This window comes from Rhodococcus sp. 06-1474-1B (assembly GCF_002258885.1).
GTDB lineage: Bacteria > Actinomycetota > Actinomycetes > Mycobacteriales > Mycobacteriaceae > Rhodococcoides > Rhodococcoides fascians.
In genome coordinates this window covers 195,239-209,407 of the sequence record NZ_NOYR01000034.1, presented here as the reverse complement: position 1 = coordinate 209,407, position 14,169 = coordinate 195,239, and the positions used below count along the sequence as shown (strand labels likewise).

Annotated in this window: 12 protein-coding genes; 8 read left to right on the top strand and 4 right to left on the bottom strand. The window is 66.5% G+C overall.

Annotated features, from left to right (window positions below):
• The first annotated feature begins 24 nt into the window (after window positions 1-24).
• On the top strand, window positions 25-570 hold the full coding sequence (locus CH266_RS22820) for an MmyB family transcriptional regulator (RefSeq protein WP_032369947.1): 546 nt from the start codon (window positions 25-27) through the stop codon (window positions 568-570).
• Here the strand turns inward: CH266_RS22820 and CH266_RS22815 are convergent.
• From CH266_RS22815 to CH266_RS22805, 3 genes are all read right to left on the bottom strand, one after another.
• Entirely contained in the window at window positions 516-1,391 is an 876-nt protein-coding gene (locus CH266_RS22815) for a helix-turn-helix transcriptional regulator (RefSeq protein WP_052053602.1), read from the bottom strand. The genes CH266_RS22820 and CH266_RS22815 overlap by 55 nt on opposite strands.
• A gap of 81 nt (window positions 1,392-1,472) precedes the next feature.
• On the bottom strand, window positions 1,473-2,663 hold the full coding sequence (locus tag CH266_RS22810) for an MFS transporter (protein ID WP_032369948.1): 1,191 nt from the start codon (window positions 2,661-2,663) through the stop codon (window positions 1,473-1,475).
• Between the two features lie 115 nt (window positions 2,664-2,778).
• A complete protein-coding gene (locus tag CH266_RS22805; RefSeq protein ID WP_080729179.1) occupies window positions 2,779-5,223 on the bottom strand; it encodes a helix-turn-helix transcriptional regulator in 2,445 nt (814 codons plus the stop codon).
• A gap of 106 nt (window positions 5,224-5,329) precedes the next feature.
• Between CH266_RS22805 and CH266_RS22800 the strand changes: the two genes are divergently transcribed.
• The 5 genes from CH266_RS22800 (at window position 5,330) to CH266_RS22780 (ending at window position 9,938) form a co-directional block, all read left to right on the top strand.
• On the top strand, window positions 5,330-6,274 hold the full coding sequence (locus tag CH266_RS22800) for a DNA-3-methyladenine glycosylase family protein (protein ID WP_032369950.1): 945 nt from the start codon (window positions 5,330-5,332) through the stop codon (window positions 6,272-6,274).
• A 50-nt stretch (window positions 6,275-6,324) separates the two neighbouring features.
• A complete protein-coding gene (locus CH266_RS22795; protein WP_032369951.1) occupies window positions 6,325-7,275 on the top strand; it encodes an aldo/keto reductase in 951 nt (316 codons plus the stop codon).
• Window positions 7,276-7,374: 99 nt separating this feature from the next.
• Window positions 7,375-8,607, top strand: coding sequence for a multidrug effflux MFS transporter (locus CH266_RS22790; RefSeq protein ID WP_032369952.1), 1,233 nt, complete (start codon window positions 7,375-7,377; stop codon window positions 8,605-8,607).
• A gap of 54 nt (window positions 8,608-8,661) precedes the next feature.
• Window positions 8,662-9,186, top strand: coding sequence for a DUF309 domain-containing protein (locus CH266_RS22785; RefSeq protein ID WP_052068798.1), 525 nt, complete (start codon window positions 8,662-8,664; stop codon window positions 9,184-9,186).
• Between the two features lie 56 nt (window positions 9,187-9,242).
• Window positions 9,243-9,938, top strand: coding sequence for a hypothetical protein (locus tag CH266_RS22780; RefSeq protein ID WP_141214566.1), 696 nt, complete (start codon window positions 9,243-9,245; stop codon window positions 9,936-9,938).
• A 12-nt stretch (window positions 9,939-9,950) separates the two neighbouring features.
• On the opposite strand, the gene CH266_RS22775 is transcribed toward CH266_RS22780, so the two are convergent.
• The gene (locus CH266_RS22775) at window positions 9,951-10,715 is read right to left on the bottom strand and encodes a deoxyribonuclease IV (RefSeq protein ID WP_027495204.1); all 765 of its coding nucleotides are present in this window, start codon (window positions 10,713-10,715) and stop codon (window positions 9,951-9,953) included.
• Between the two features lie 75 nt (window positions 10,716-10,790).
• Between CH266_RS22775 and CH266_RS22770 the strand changes: the two genes are divergently transcribed.
• Both CH266_RS22770 and CH266_RS22765 read left to right on the top strand, forming a co-directional pair.
• Complete coding sequence (locus CH266_RS22770; protein ID WP_032367760.1) at window positions 10,791-11,525, top strand: ABC transporter ATP-binding protein; 735 nt, start codon at window positions 10,791-10,793, stop codon at window positions 11,523-11,525.
• A gap of 68 nt (window positions 11,526-11,593) precedes the next feature.
• Window positions 11,594-14,116 carry an ABC transporter permease gene (locus CH266_RS22765; protein WP_032370048.1) on the top strand — a complete coding sequence of 841 codons (2,523 nt, stop codon included), beginning with the start codon at window positions 11,594-11,596 and terminating at the stop codon, window positions 14,114-14,116.
• The last annotated feature ends 53 nt before the right edge of the window (window positions 14,117-14,169 follow it).

The window sequence follows — 14,169 nt, the reverse complement described above, 5'->3', positions numbered from 1 at the left end:
ACCGCCTGGATCTATGGTCGAATCATGCACAACGTGGAGGCGCTCGAGTCCTGGGCGTATTCGCCTGCGGTACTGCTGGATCGGCATCTGACCGTCGAATCGTCCACGATGCTCGCTCGTGCGGTGTCGCCGAGCTTCGCCGAGGGGGTCAATCTGGCCGTGTTCACATTCGTCGACGCCGGTTCGCTCTGCAGCGATCGAGACGATCCCGCCGCCGACCCGCCTACTGGGTGGGAATCGTCGGCGGATCAGGTGGTCGCCATGCTTCGTGAGTCGTTGGATCGGCACGAGCCAGACGACTCCTTTCGCCGCATCGTCGGCGAACTATCCACCCGTAGTTCGGCATTCGCGCAGAAGTGGGCCGGTGAGACCAGCGCGAGAAAAACCGGAACCGTGACGATCGAACATGCCGTCGTCGGTCCGTTGATGCTCGACTACCTGTTGATGCCTGCCGCCGAGGACCACGTCCTGATGGTGCTGCGGCCCCGAACAGCACAGTCGAGGGCAGCTCTACGTCAACTGGCCGACGCGGTCCGATCGTCCGAATCGGACCGAGGAACAACGAACTGAGTGTCGCGGCTGGGGACTCCGGCAACCAGATGCCGGATCGCCGATGCCGACCGACTACCGGGATCGGCGAAGTAGGTGGTGATGAACTGCCCACCCTCGCCGACGATCTCCAAAGTCTGCGAACGGAATTCGACCAGACCGAACGGCTCCACCGGGACGACGGAGATGCTCGACGACAAAGGCCGTACGTCGTGTTTGGCCCACATCCTGCGAAAAGCGCGGCTCTCCACCGACAATCGGCCCACCAACTCCGTCAGTCGCGGGTGACCCGGTGCCGCGTGGAATCGCAGCGCCGACACCATTCGCTGCGCCGTGACGGCCCAGTCCTCCGGAGAGGCGGCACTGTGCTCGTGCGCGAACACATCGAGCATCAGGTTGGTGCCCACTTTCAGGCCCGGCGTCATCAGCGCAGCCGGACCGTTGAGCGCAAGCAGATCGTGATGGCGGTCGGTGATGTACGCCGGCGTGTGGACCCACTGCTCCAACACCCGGGCCGACGCCTCGGTCACTCGCGGCGGAAGCGCCTCGACCACGGCCGGGCCGGACTGCGCGCGCGCCACCCGGTGGAAGTACGCCCGCTCGTCCTCGTCCAAACGCAGAGCCCGACTCAGCGCAGCCAGAACCTGCTCGGAGGGTTGATGATTGCGCCCCTGCTCGAGCCTCAGGTAGTAGTCGGCGCTGATATCGGCGAGCCGGGCGATCTCTTCTCGCCGCAGTCCGCGCACTCGGCGGTTGCCGTCGCGCACCAGACCCACCTGCTCGGGTTGCAGCGATTCCCGGCGCACCCGAAGGAAGTCCGCAAGCAACGAGCGTTCGGCCATCGTCAGGACCTCCTGTCGACAACCATCATCTCCTACCCGCCGTCCCGAATCGAGTACGAATCCGGCCCACTGTCGACCGTTTCAGGACACGACAGCCCGAGACTTGCGCAGATCGATGGTCAACAGCACGAACGCCACCGCCGCGAGCACCGCAATCACGACGGCGAACACCACTCCCGCCGTCACCAGGCCCCATCCGGTCGCCACGGCTCCGGCCCCGATCACCGGTACCGAGATCGCGATGTACAACACGACGAAGAAGGTCGAGGTGACCTCTGCCCGACGGTGCGGAGGAAGCTCGGCACCGATCGTGGACATGCCGTTGGCGAATGTCATGCCCTGACCGACGCCGCAGAGCAGCGCCGCTACCACCAGAATGACCAACGAGGTCAGCAGCAGCGACGCGGCCAGGAACACCAGACCGAGCAGCAGCAGCGCGCATCCCCACCGCTGCGCTGACGCGGGATCGGCAGCGCGCAAAGCAATCTGGGCTGTCGCCGACGCAGCGAAGACCGTGAACACCACTACCCCGGTGACGGCGTGATTGTCGACTCCCAACACACTGCCGATGAATCCCGGCGAGACGGCAGTGAACAGGCCAAGTACGGCGAACCCCGCGAATCCTCCGATCGAGGCGCGCACGAAGGTGCCGCGCACCTCCGGTGGAACGGACAGCCGCTGCATGTGCGGGCGTGCTCCGCCGTCCACGCGCACCGTCTCCGGTGCGAGGAACACCGCCACTGCTGCCGCAGCCAGCAGAACCATGTCGACGACGAACGTCAGACGCAATGGTTGCGGTAGATACTCCGCGAGCAATCCGGCCACCAACGGTCCGAGGCCGAGGCCCCCGATGTTCGCTGCGGTAGCGATCGCGGATGCACGGTCACGCCATCGGTCGGGTACCAACTCGATCAACGTCACCGTCGCGGTACCGACGAAGATGCCGGCCGAGATTCCCGACAACACACGGCCGATCACCAGGGCCGTCAGCGAGCCGGCGGTGACGAACACCACGGCGCTGATCAATCCGAATGCTATGGCCGCCAACAGCATCGGGCGTCGTCCCAACGAGTCGGACCAGCGGCCGAACGCCAACAGAGCTGCGAGTACACCGACGGCATACGCCGCGAACACGAGGGTGACGACGAAGACGGAGAAGTGGAACTCGACCTCGTAGAGCGCATAGAGCGGCGTCGGCATGGTGGTGCCCATCATCGCCACCACGAACGCGAACGCAACTCCGACGAATGCCGTCGCACTCGACACCGACATGCGGGGCGACGACTTTTCGTCCGATCGGGTCACGCTGATCTCCTGTTCTGCAAGGGCCGTCCGTCCTGTGCCGTCGACAAGGAGATCGAACCAGAGCCGGCGAGTACGTGCTCACTCACCGTCCGCCGCCCTCGTAACGAAGGAGTGCGTCCCGCAGCGCGGACCGCGTGGTGATCTGCAATTTGGGAAACACTCGGTACAGATGACCGCCGACAGTACGAGCCGAGAGATACAGCTGTTCGCCGATCTCCTTGTTGGTCAGACCGGCGGCGGCAAGCGACGCGATGCGCAGTTCCTGCCCGGTCAACCCCGAGCCCGCATCGCCCTCACGCGGGTGCGGGCCGGCTCCTGCAGCCTGTAGTTCGTCCTCGGCTCGGCGCAGCCACGTGCGTGCACCCAGTTCTGCGAACAGATCTGCGGCGTACCTCAGCCGACCGCGGCTTTCGATCACCCGGTGGTGGCGGCGCAGCCACTCGCCGTAGACCAGCGCAACCCGCGGCGCATCGAAACACCATCCAGCGGTGCGTAGTTCATGCAGACTCGCCTCGAAGAGCGCCTCGGCTCCGGCCTCCGCCAGCATCGCTTCGGCTGCAGCCAGAAGCGCACTGTGGCGGGCTCCCCAGAAATCGGGCCGGGTTCGGCGCAGTCGGTCGAGATACGTGCGCGCCTCGTCCGACCGCCGCAGCCGTACACAGGATTCGACGTAGTCCAGTATTTCGAGTGGTCCGTACGGAGTGATCGAACAGCGCTCCGCCGAGAGATCGCGGCGGCGCATCCGCTCGTAGGCGACGTCGAAGCGGCCCAGTGCCACCGATTCGGCTGCAGTACAGCTCTTCTCGCAACCAGCGACAGCTGCCACCGAGGATTTCAGCAGGCCCTCCTGCTCGCCGAAGAGGCCATCCGGCAGTCCCGAGGAGACGGCCTCGGCGAACGCAGAGAACTGTCCTCGAGCGGCGAGTGCGGCGAGGTGCCGCAGCCGGGTCAGAGACTCGGCGGCCGGAAACCCAGCTGCGACAGGGCCCACCACGTCCGACAGCCGACAACTGTCGTTCGGATCCCACAGCAAGGTGGGCAACGCCAGCTGCAGCAGTACCGGTTTCCACGGGTCTCCGGTGCGCAGCGAGGCTCGTACCGCGTCCAGCAGCGCCGGGCTGTCGAATGCCCGCACGTGCACTCTCGAACCCGAGACGCCGAGAGACCGCGCGACGAGCACGTTGACCGGATCGAGATGCTGTTCGTATTTGACCGCCCATTGCAGGGCCTGCGCAACCAGTTCGCTGTCACCCGTCAGTGCGCTGTACGCCAGAACCGAACCGATCAACTGGTCGACGACGTCCGGGGCGACCGCATCCGGCAATCGATCGAGAGCCTGCACGACGACGCCGAACGCAGCACGGGGGTCGCCTCCCCGGGCCACGGCGGCAAAGGCTCGGGCCGGAACGGTCTCGGACAGGGCCGCATCGGGATGTCCCGACCGCATCCGGTCCAAGATCGCTACCGCGAGATCGACGAAGCCGGCGAATGCCGCCATGGACGCCGCCCGCACCTCGAGGGCCTGGGCGCGTCCACGATCGGATTCGAGCGCTACTGCACGGCAGAGCAACGCCACTGCCCGGCGGTAGCGCTGCAGCGACGCCAGGTCGTGCGCCCGCTCGTCGAGTGCAGTGACGAGGTGCGCATCGGGCGCTCGGGCTGCGAGTGCCCGATGCACCAGACGCTCGTCGGGCGTCAGCCGACTGTCCACAGCCGATTCGAGGTGAACGGCGATGCGCTCCTCGGCGGTCGAGGAGGCAAGAATCCACAGTTGTGCGACAGTGTCGCCATGTGGGTGGGCGGCCGCGGAGTCGCCACCGTGCTCGCGAGAGACGATGTGTCGCACCGCATCGCCGAGAATGTGACGCCTGGACTTCTCGTCGAGCGCGGCGACCTCGAACGCGCCGATGTCGGCGAGAGTATCGGTGAGGTGGGCGCGGTCGAGCATCGCACCGCCGACGGATGGATCCCGGCTCCAGATCGGCGCAGCGCGAGCGAGTTCGGTCGCGACGAGAGGGTTTCCCTGCGACAGCTCGATGATCGATTGCCGTTGCGCCACTGACGTTTCCGTTCCGTTCAACAGATCGCGCACCGCGTCGTCGGGCAGCGGTCGCACACGGTGGAAGGCGAATTCCCGCCACAACGGCGGCGGGACGGTGTCGACGGTCGTGGCGATACACCGGACATGCGGGCTACGTACCGCCGTCTTCACCGCACGAGCGAGTCGGTCGCGCGAGCCTGCGGGCAACAGATGCAGGTCCTCGATCACCAGCAGCGTCGGCTTCACATCTACGTCTGCCGCCACCAGATCACCCAACAGCCCCTCATCGAGCAGCCCCGCGAGGCACGGCAGATCCACCACCCGGAAACCCAGCGCTGTCGCCTCGTCCGCGATGGTGTTGGCAACCGTGGACTTGCCGATGCCCCGTGCACCCGAGATCACCAGGATCCGCCGGTTCTTCGGCGAAGCGGACAAACACGAGCGGCCCTCACGCAGCACTGCGTCGCGATCCGGTGATGTGGGCATTCGTCCAATATATTTTCACCCGTGTCTGCGCAAGGGTGTTGAATATGGCCCTGGCAGGGACACACTGAACCGGCCGACCACGACTGCGACGGAGGTGACCCGAGCGATGACCGAGAACGCCTCCTCCGGCCCTACCGATCACGGCGTCACCCGCCTCGTCGACTTCGAGCAGCGCGTCGACATCCGAATGTCCCTGTCACCGCTGCGTCGGGGCCGCGGCGACCCCACCTACGAGTCCACGCCGGACGGTGCCGTGTGGCGGACGTCGCGCATGATTTCCGGCCCGGTCACGTACCGATTGGTGCAGGCCTCACCGAGCAGCGTCATGGTGCGAGCCTGGGGACCCGGTGCCGACGAACTGCTCGACGCTGCCCCGGCTCTGCTCGGCCGGGACGACGACGCCTCGAGCTTCGCGCCCGAGCATCCGATTCTGCGCGAGGCACACAGACAACTTCCGCACCTACGCCTCGGCCGGACCGGTCTGGTGCTCGAGGCACTGATACCGGCGATCATCGAGCAACGCGTACACGGCATTTCGGCGTTCGGCTCGTGGCGGTACCTGGTGAGCAAGTTCGGCGACCCCGCACCGGGCCCGACCCCGAAGACGATGTTCGTGTTTCCCACGGCCGACGTGTGGCGACGCATCCCGTCCTGGGACTACCACCGCGCCAACGTCGACCCGGCTCGGTCGAAGACCATAGTCCGTGCCGCGCGCGCAGCCGGACGCCTGGAGGAGGCGTCGAACATGACGCGCGAGGATGCGCAACGCAGGCTGCGCGCGATCCCGGGCGTCGGCATCTGGACCGCGGCCGAGACCGCTCAGCGCGCCCTGGGGGATCCCGACGCGTTGTCGGTGGGCGATTACCACCTGGCCGCGGTGGTGGGGTGGTCGCTGTTGGGCAGACCGATCGACGACGCGGAGATGGTCGAGTATCTGCAGCCCTTGGCACCACATCGACATCGCGCGATTCGGCTCCTGTATCTCAGCGGCAAGGCGACCAAGCCGAAATTCGGGCCACGGACCGCGCTGGTGGACCACACCTGGCACTGATCCCGGCCTGCTCGTACAGTCGAGTTGTTCGCCGACCTAAGGAGTAGTTCGTGGTTGCTATCGGTACGTCCGATCTGGACATCTTTCCGCTTGCCCTCGGCGGGAACACCTTCGGCTGGACCAGCGACGAGGACACGTCCTTCGACATCCTGGACGCGTTCACCGCAGGAGGTGGCAATTTCGTCGACACGGCCGACTCGTACTCGGCGTTCGCCGACGGCAACTCCGGCGGCGAATCCGAAACGATCATCGGCAAATGGATGACGGCCCGCGGCAACCGCGACGACGTCGTTCTCGCGACCAAGGTGAGCCAGCATCCCGAGTTCCGCGGTCTGGCACCGGGCAACATTCGGGCCGCAGCCGACGCCTCCCTGGCCAGGCTGCAGACCGATCACATCGACGTCTACTACGCCCACTACGACGACGACAAGACGCCGTTGGTCGAGTCCCTGGCCGCGTTCGACGACCTGGTCCGGGCAGGCAAAGTTCGGCACGTCGCCATCTCGAACTACTCCCCCGCGCGGGTCCGCGAGTGGCTGGGCCTGGCGAAAGACAACGGTTTTGCGGCACCGATCGCACTGCAACCGCACTACAACCTCGTTGCCCGTCGCGACTACGAGGGTGAACTGCAAGCCATCGCCATCGCCGTCGACAACGGCCTCGGGGTGTTTCCGTATTTCTCCCTCGCCGCCGGCTTCCTGACGGGTAAGTACCGCACCCGGGAGGATCTGGCCGGTACCCAGCGCGAGCGACTGACGACGGGCTATTTCTCCGAGGCAGGCCTGGCTGTGGTGCAGGGCCTGCAGGAGATCGCCGATTCCCGCTCGGCCGAGTTGTCGAGTGTGGCTCTCGCCTGGTTGCTCGCTCGACCGGGCATCACCGCACCGATCGCGAGCGCGAGCTCGCTCGCCCAGGTACCGGCTCTGCTCGACGCGCCGACACTGCGTCTGACCAGCCACGAGGTGGATACACTCACCGGACTGTCCGACGCGGTGGCATAGGACACGAAAGTTGTAGTCAGCAACGGGAACAGAATCAGCTCCTGCGCTGCTGACCTTCGGGTGGCCCCAGCATCGAACACATCCGTAACCAGCGCGCAGGTGACCGACACGCGCGAGAGCAGCACGTCGGCTCCTACAACCGAGCCGACGTCACGCGAGCGCCTCCGGGTGATCCTCGTACTCGGCGCGCTCATCGCCCTCGGTCCACTGACCATCGACATGTACCTGCCGGCACTTCCTGCCATCGCCGAGGATCTGAACACCCCGTCGTCTGCAGTGCAGCTCACGCTCGCGGGTACGTTGGTCGGCCTCGCGCTCGGCCAGCTGGTCATCGGGCCGCTGTCGGACATCATGGGCCGACGACTGCCCCTCATCGTGGGCACCGGAGTGCACATTCTGGCGTCGCTCGCCTGCATCGTTGCTCCCAACATCGCCGTGCTCGGCGGCCTGCGTGTGATTCAGGGTCTCGGTGCCGCTGCTGCTGCCGTGGTCGCCATGGCCATCGTTCGAGACCTGTTCAGCGGGCGCGCCGCCGCGACGGTCCTGTCTCGCCTGATGCTCGTCATGGGCGTCGCTCCCGTGCTGGCACCGTCGCTCGGCGGTGCGGTACTTCTCGTCGGTTCCTGGCGGCTCGTGTTCGCAGCGTTGGCGATCATGGGCGTGGCGTTGATGACGCTGGCAATCGTGTCGCTGCGCGAGTCCCTGCCGCCCGAGCGTCGTCGGGCCAGTGGCGTCATGCCGGTTCTGCGGACCTACCGATCGCTGCTGCGGGACACCCAGTTCGTCGTCCTCGTCATGGTCGCTGCCCTGGCCATGTCGGCACTCTTCGCGTACGTCGCCGGTTCGTCGTTCGTCCTGCAGGAGGAGTTCGGCCTCGACGAGCAACAATTCGCCATCGTCTTCGCGGCCGGTGCGATCTCTCTGATCGGTGCATCCCAGCTCAACGTCCTGCTGTTGGGACGCTTCGCACCGGTGCAGATCGTCCTGTCGGCGCTGTCCTTCGGCGTCGTCGCCGGCGCGGTCATGGTCGTCCTGGCGGTCACCGGGGTCGGCGGAATGGCTGGGTTCGTCGTCCCGCTGTGGTTCGTACTCGGGGCCGTCGGGTTCGTCATGCCCAACGCGCCCGCGCTGGCGCTGTCCCGCCACGGGGAAGCGGCAGGCGGCGCAGCTGCACTACTCGGTGCCGCGCAGTTCGGGCTCGGGGCGATCGTCGCACCGATCGTCGGTGCACTGGGCAACGACGCGATCGCCGTCTCGACGACGATGGTCGCCACCTCGGCGGCGGCGCTGATCGCACTCGGGTCGGTGACCGTCCTGTCCGCACGTCGATGACCTCACTCGCGTCATCGTGTGGGCCATGGCGGTCACCCCACTAGGGTGACCGCCATGGCCGAACGCGAGCGCGACCCGCAGGGCAAGCCCCTCAACGCCCGGCCGCGCGACGGCCTCGGCCGCCCGCTGGCCCGCGGCGGTACCGGAACACCCCGGGTTCCCGACGATCTCCGTCTTCCACCGGACGCCGCCCTCACCGAAGCGCAGCGATTCCTGGACGCACGTATGCCGTTTCACGCCCACGAGGTACTCGAGGGCACGTGGAAGAGCTGCGTCCCGGACGAACGCGAGCTGTGGCAGGGCCTCGCGCAACTGGCCGTCGGATTGACGCACCTGATGCGAGGAAACCGCGTAGGTGCCGCTTCGTTGCTCCGCCAAGGACACGACCGCCTGATCGGTTACGAGGTCGAGCCCCCGCACCGGATCGACGTGACGGGTCTGCTCGGCTGGTCCGAGGACCTGCTCGAGGACCTGGAGACGGGAACGCTACCGAGCTCACCAGGCGTTCCCGTACTGCGCCGGGCGGTGGAATCGGGATCCGACGGGGGCGTCCTGGCGCACCGGCCGGACTCGAGCTAGCCTGAGGGAATTAGGTAAGGCTAGGACAATCTTCACCGGAAGTGGGGTTCCTCGGCGTGACCGTGTTCGCACCGCTGAAACTCGCCCATCGCGAGACGATCAGCCCAGCTCAGCTCGGACGTACCTTCTGCACCGAGGTCGCCGAACAGGTTCCCTACTGGGTCGCTGTCCTGACCCCGGCCGAACGTCCGCTGCAGGTCACGCCGTCTCCGCTCCGTGAGCGCACCACGGTCACGCTGCCCGTTCCCGCGAACACCCTCCGGCTCGACGCTCGGCTGCTCGCCGCGCTCGGATCTGCGGTGTCCACGTGGCAGCGAGACAACCGCCGAGGCTCGTCGTCGGGCGTCCTGGTCGATATCGACGTCGACGACACCGGATTCGTCCATCCCGTCCGGCTCCCCGCCGTTCCGGTCGACGCCCTCACCGAATCCGCCCGCGCCTCGTACCTCGTCGACGACGTCTGCAGACGGCTGGACTCGGCACCTCACGGTGGCCGCGACTACCCGCTGACCCGGAACTACCCCGCGCTGGCCTGCCGCCCGGGAGCGCAGATTCTGTTCCGCCACGATGTATCCGAAGCCGACGCCGGCCATGGCGAGCCCAGCGGCTACGCCATCGACATCGCGATCGGCGAGACGGAATCAGGGCTCGTGTCGGCCCGAATCACCTGGTCCACCGGCATCGAGGGAATGGACGAACTGGTCCGGCTGTGGGCCGCAGCGACCACCGAGCTGACGGCAGTGCCCTCGTAACAGCCGGATTCGCTACAGGCTTTTCAGCAGCCTCACGTCGTCGTCGATTCCCTCGGCCGGGGTTTCGAGGATCACCGGTGCATCGGCGGCGAGCGCGACGGCCGTCAGAATGTCCGCGTCGATCGTTCCGGTGCCCAGGTTCGCGTGCCGGTCGCGGGCAGAGTCGAACTCGTCGCGCGAATTGTTCAGATGCACCAGGTCGATTCGTCCGGTGATCGCCTTGATGCGATCGACCACGTCGATCAGGTCTTCGCCGCCGGCCCACGCATGACAGGTGTCGAGACAGAAACCGGCACCGAACTCCCCGATGGCGTCCCACAACCGCGCGATGTCGTCGAAGCGCCTCGCCATCGCCGAGTCTCCGCCGGCAGTGTTCTCGACAAAGATCGGTACGCCGAAACCACCCTGCTCGGCCTGACGCTCGAACAGCTTGCGCCAGTTGTCGATTCCCTTGGCGGTGTCCTCGCCCTCTCGGACGTGACCGCCGTGCACCACCAAACCGATCGCACCGATCTCGGCAGCTGCTGCGGCCTGTTCGACGACCGCTTTGCGGGACGGGATTCGGATGCGATTGTTCAGGCTCGCCACGTTCAGAACATAGGACGAGTGCACCACCACATCGACGTCTCCGGTCAACAGAGCCTCACCTTGGGGGTGCGGGGTGAGCTTGTTCCACTTCTGCGGATCCGTCAGAAACATCTGGACCAGGTCGACGCCGAGCGTCTCGGCCGTGCCCAGAGGGTCGCTGCTGTCGCGGACATGTGCTCCGATGCGCATGACGCCCATCATAGGGGTCGAGTTCAGGGTCTCCCCTGATAGCGACCGGGCCCGAACACTGAAACACTGGCACCCATGAGCGACATTGCCGCACGTGCGGTCGACGTATCGAAGGTCTACGGTTCTGGCGACACCCAGGTGCACGCACTGTCCGGGGTGAACGTCGAGTTCGCCCGCGGAGAATTCACCGCCATCATGGGCCCGTCCGGCTCGGGCAAATCCACACTGATGCATTGCCTGGCCGGGTTGGACACCGCGTCCTCGGGCACGGTCACGATCGGTGACACCGAGCTGACGGCGCTGTCCGACAAGGAGATGACCGGGTTACGAAGGGACCGAATCGGTTTCGTGTTCCAGGCCTTCAATTTGGTGCCCACCCTGACCGCGCTCGAGAACATCACTCTGCCGCTCGACATCGCCGGACGCACCCCGGATCAGGGCTGGCTCGATACCGTCGTCGACCGACTGGGCCTGCGCGACCGCCTGGGCCATCGCCCGAGCGAACTCTCGGGTGGGCAGCAACAGCGCGTGGCGTGCGCTCGTGCACTGGCCGGTCGACCCGACATCGTGTTCGGCGACGAGCCGACGGGCAACCTGGACTCCCGCTCGTCCGGTGAGGTGCTGTCGATTCTGCGCACGGCCGCAGACGAATTCGATCAGACCGTCGTCATCGTCACCCACGACCCACGAGCGGCCAGTTACGCCGACCGCGTCGTGTTCCTGGCCGACGGAGCTGTCATCGATCAACTGGCATCGCCCACCGCCGACGCCGTCCTCGAGCGCATGAAGAAGCTGGAAACGGTCCACTGATGTCGCACTCGGTCGCCAAGAAATCGAATCCCGACAAGGCCCCGACGCGGGCCGCGTCGGGCAACCCCATGCGTAAGGTGTCGCTGCGAAACCTTGCCGCCCACAAGGTTCGGCTGGCACTGACAGTTCTGTCCGTCGTACTCGGAACCGCGTTCGTCGCAGGCTCGTTCGTCTTCACCGACACGCTGCAGCGCACGTTCTCGTCACTGTTCGCCGACACCGCACAGGGAGCCGACGTTCGAGTCGCCCCCGAGGATGCGCGATCGAGCGGAGTACCCAACGAGGACATCGCCGCCATCTCGGCGCTTCCCGGCGTGCGTGCTGTCTCTCCGTATGTAGGAGGACAACTCGTTCTGCTGGGTAAAGACGGTGCCGCAGTGCAATCCGGCGGAGCACCGACGATCGGCGAGTCCTACCTGCCGGACGAGCAGCGGCTCGGCGATCCGGCGACATTCGTCTCCGGCTCGGCCCCCACCGCGCCCGGCCAGGTCGCGATCAACGCAGGTGGTGCCGATCGAGCGGGCCTGACGGTGGGCGACGCGACCCAGGTACTCGTGCCGTCCAAGGGGATCACCGACATCACGATCTCCGGAATCTATTCCACTGCAACAGAATCCGGTGGTTTCATCGGGGTTCAGTTTGTGCAGAGCCAGGCGAACGAGTTGTTCACCGACGGTGCGCACGTGCAGTACATCGACGTCGCGGGCAACGATCTCGCCGCACAGGGCAAGACGCAGAGCGACCTCAGGGACGAGATCGCCGCCGCGTTCCCGGATCTGAAAGTGCAGACCGCTGCCGACGTCCAGGCCGAAACCAAGGCCGAGGTCGAGTCGGCACTGTCGTTCATCACGTACTTCCTCCTCGCGTTCGGCGCTATTGCACTGCTCGTCGGCACGTTCATCATCTACAACACGTTCTCGATGATCGTCGCTCAGCGGGTACGCGAACTGGCGCTGCTTCGCGCCATCGGAGCCAGCCGTGGGCAGGTCAGTCGCTCGGTCGTACTCGAAGCGGTCGTCGTCGGCGTCATCGGAAGTGTGCTGGGGTTCGCCGGCGGCGTCGGACTGGCGTACGGATTGCGCGCTCTGCTCAATGCCTTCGACCTCGGGTTGCCGTCGGGCCCACTCGCCCTCGAACCACGCACCGTCGTCGTCGCCTTCGCGGTGGGCATCATCGTCACCGTCCTCAGCGCCTACGCACCGGCGCGGCGAGCAGCCAAGATTCCACCGGTGGCCGCAATGCGCGAGGAGTTCGCGTCCGCCGGCGACACCCTGCGAACCCGGACGTTCATCGGCGTCGGACTGGGTATTGCCGGAGCGGCAGCGATAGTCATCGGCGCTCAGTCGACCGGCGGCGCTGCCGCAGCAACCGTCGGCGTCGGCGCGGTGGCGGCGATCGTGGCCACGGCCCTGGCCGCACCGTCGTTGTCACGGCCCGTCGTGGGAGCGCTCGGGGCCGTCCTCACCCGGCCGTTCGGTGCGATCGGTCGCTTGGCCAGAACCAACTCGGTGCGCAATCCGCGCCGCACGGCAGCCACCGCATTCGCGTTGATGCTCGGCCTCATGCTCGTCACCGTCATCGGGGTACTCGGGTCGACGGCGAAGGCGAGTGTCGATTCACTCGTCGACACCGGCGTCGAAGCCGACTACATCCTGTCCGGTCCACAGTCGATCGGTGTCCCGGCCGGAGCCACGGCGGCCGCACAACAGGTCGACGGGGTGGAACGAACCGCTGTGCTGCATCCGGTGTTCGTCACGATCGCCGGAGAAGAAGAATTCGGCGCTGCCATCGACGGCTCCCCGGAAGGGCTGCTCGACCTGTCCATGGTTCGGGGCACCGCAGACCTCGAGAGCAACGGCTTCTCGGTGTCCGAGACCGAAGCGTCCACCAAGGGCTGGGACATCGGCACCCAGGTCGTGTTCGACTCCGTCGACGGAGCTTCGGTTCCCGTCACCGTCACCGGTGTGTTCACCGACAACCCACTGATCGGCAGTTGGATCGTCTCGGGCGACATCTACGAGAAGGTGACGCCGTCCATCACGCGGTCGGATCTGCTGGTCCTCGTCAAAGCCGCGCCCGGAACCGACCTCGGTACGCTGCGCACCGACCTCGAGGCTGCGACCAAACCGTCCGTGGTGGTGCAGGTACAGGACGTCGAAGAATTCAAGGGCAGCCAAGGCCAGCAGATCGACACACTGCTCGCGGTGCTGTACGGACTGCTCGCCCTGGCCGTGGTCATCGCGGTGCTGGGCATCGTCAACACCCTCGCGCTGTCGGTCGTCGAACGTCGACGCGAGATCGGCATGCTCAGGGCGATAGGAATGCAGCGACCGCAGGTGCGGCGCATCATCTACCTCGAGTCGCTGCTCATCGCCCTGTTCGGTGCCATCGTCGGCGTCGCCCTCGGCATCGCCTTCGGGTGGGGCTTCGTCCAGACCCTGCGCGACGAGGGCCTGGGTGCCATGACGGTGCCCTGGGGGCAGGTCGTCGCAATGCTTCTCGGGTCCGCGGTGGTCGGAGTGCTGGCTGCTCTGTGGCCTGCCGTTCGGGCCGCGCGCACCAAACCGCTGGAGGCGATAGCCGACCTCTGATCGGGGTCGGCGATAGCCGACCTCTGATCAGGGTCGCCCCGACACCGGGCATT

Coding starts and splice junctions, on each gene's coding strand:
- CH266_RS22820 (WP_032369947.1), top strand. CDS start 25: ATGCACAACGTGGAGGCGCTCGAGTCCTGGGCGTATTCGCCTGCGGTA.
- CH266_RS22815 (WP_052053602.1), bottom strand. CDS start 1,391: ATGGCCGAACGCTCGTTGCTTGCGGACTTCCTTCGGGTGCGCCGGGAA.
- CH266_RS22810 (WP_032369948.1), bottom strand. CDS start 2,663: ATGTCGGTGTCGAGTGCGACGGCATTCGTCGGAGTTGCGTTCGCGTTC.
- CH266_RS22805 (WP_080729179.1), bottom strand. CDS start 5,223: ATGCCCACATCACCGGATCGCGACGCAGTGCTGCGTGAGGGCCGCTCG.
- CH266_RS22800 (WP_032369950.1), top strand. CDS start 5,330: ATGACCGAGAACGCCTCCTCCGGCCCTACCGATCACGGCGTCACCCGC.
- CH266_RS22785 (WP_052068798.1), top strand. CDS start 8,662: ATGGCCGAACGCGAGCGCGACCCGCAGGGCAAGCCCCTCAACGCCCGG.
- CH266_RS22775 (WP_027495204.1), bottom strand. CDS start 10,715: ATGCGCATCGGAGCACATGTCCGCGACAGCAGCGACCCTCTGGGCACG.
- CH266_RS22770 (WP_032367760.1), top strand. CDS start 10,791: ATGAGCGACATTGCCGCACGTGCGGTCGACGTATCGAAGGTCTACGGT.
- CH266_RS22765 (WP_032370048.1), top strand. CDS start 11,594: ATGCGTAAGGTGTCGCTGCGAAACCTTGCCGCCCACAAGGTTCGGCTG.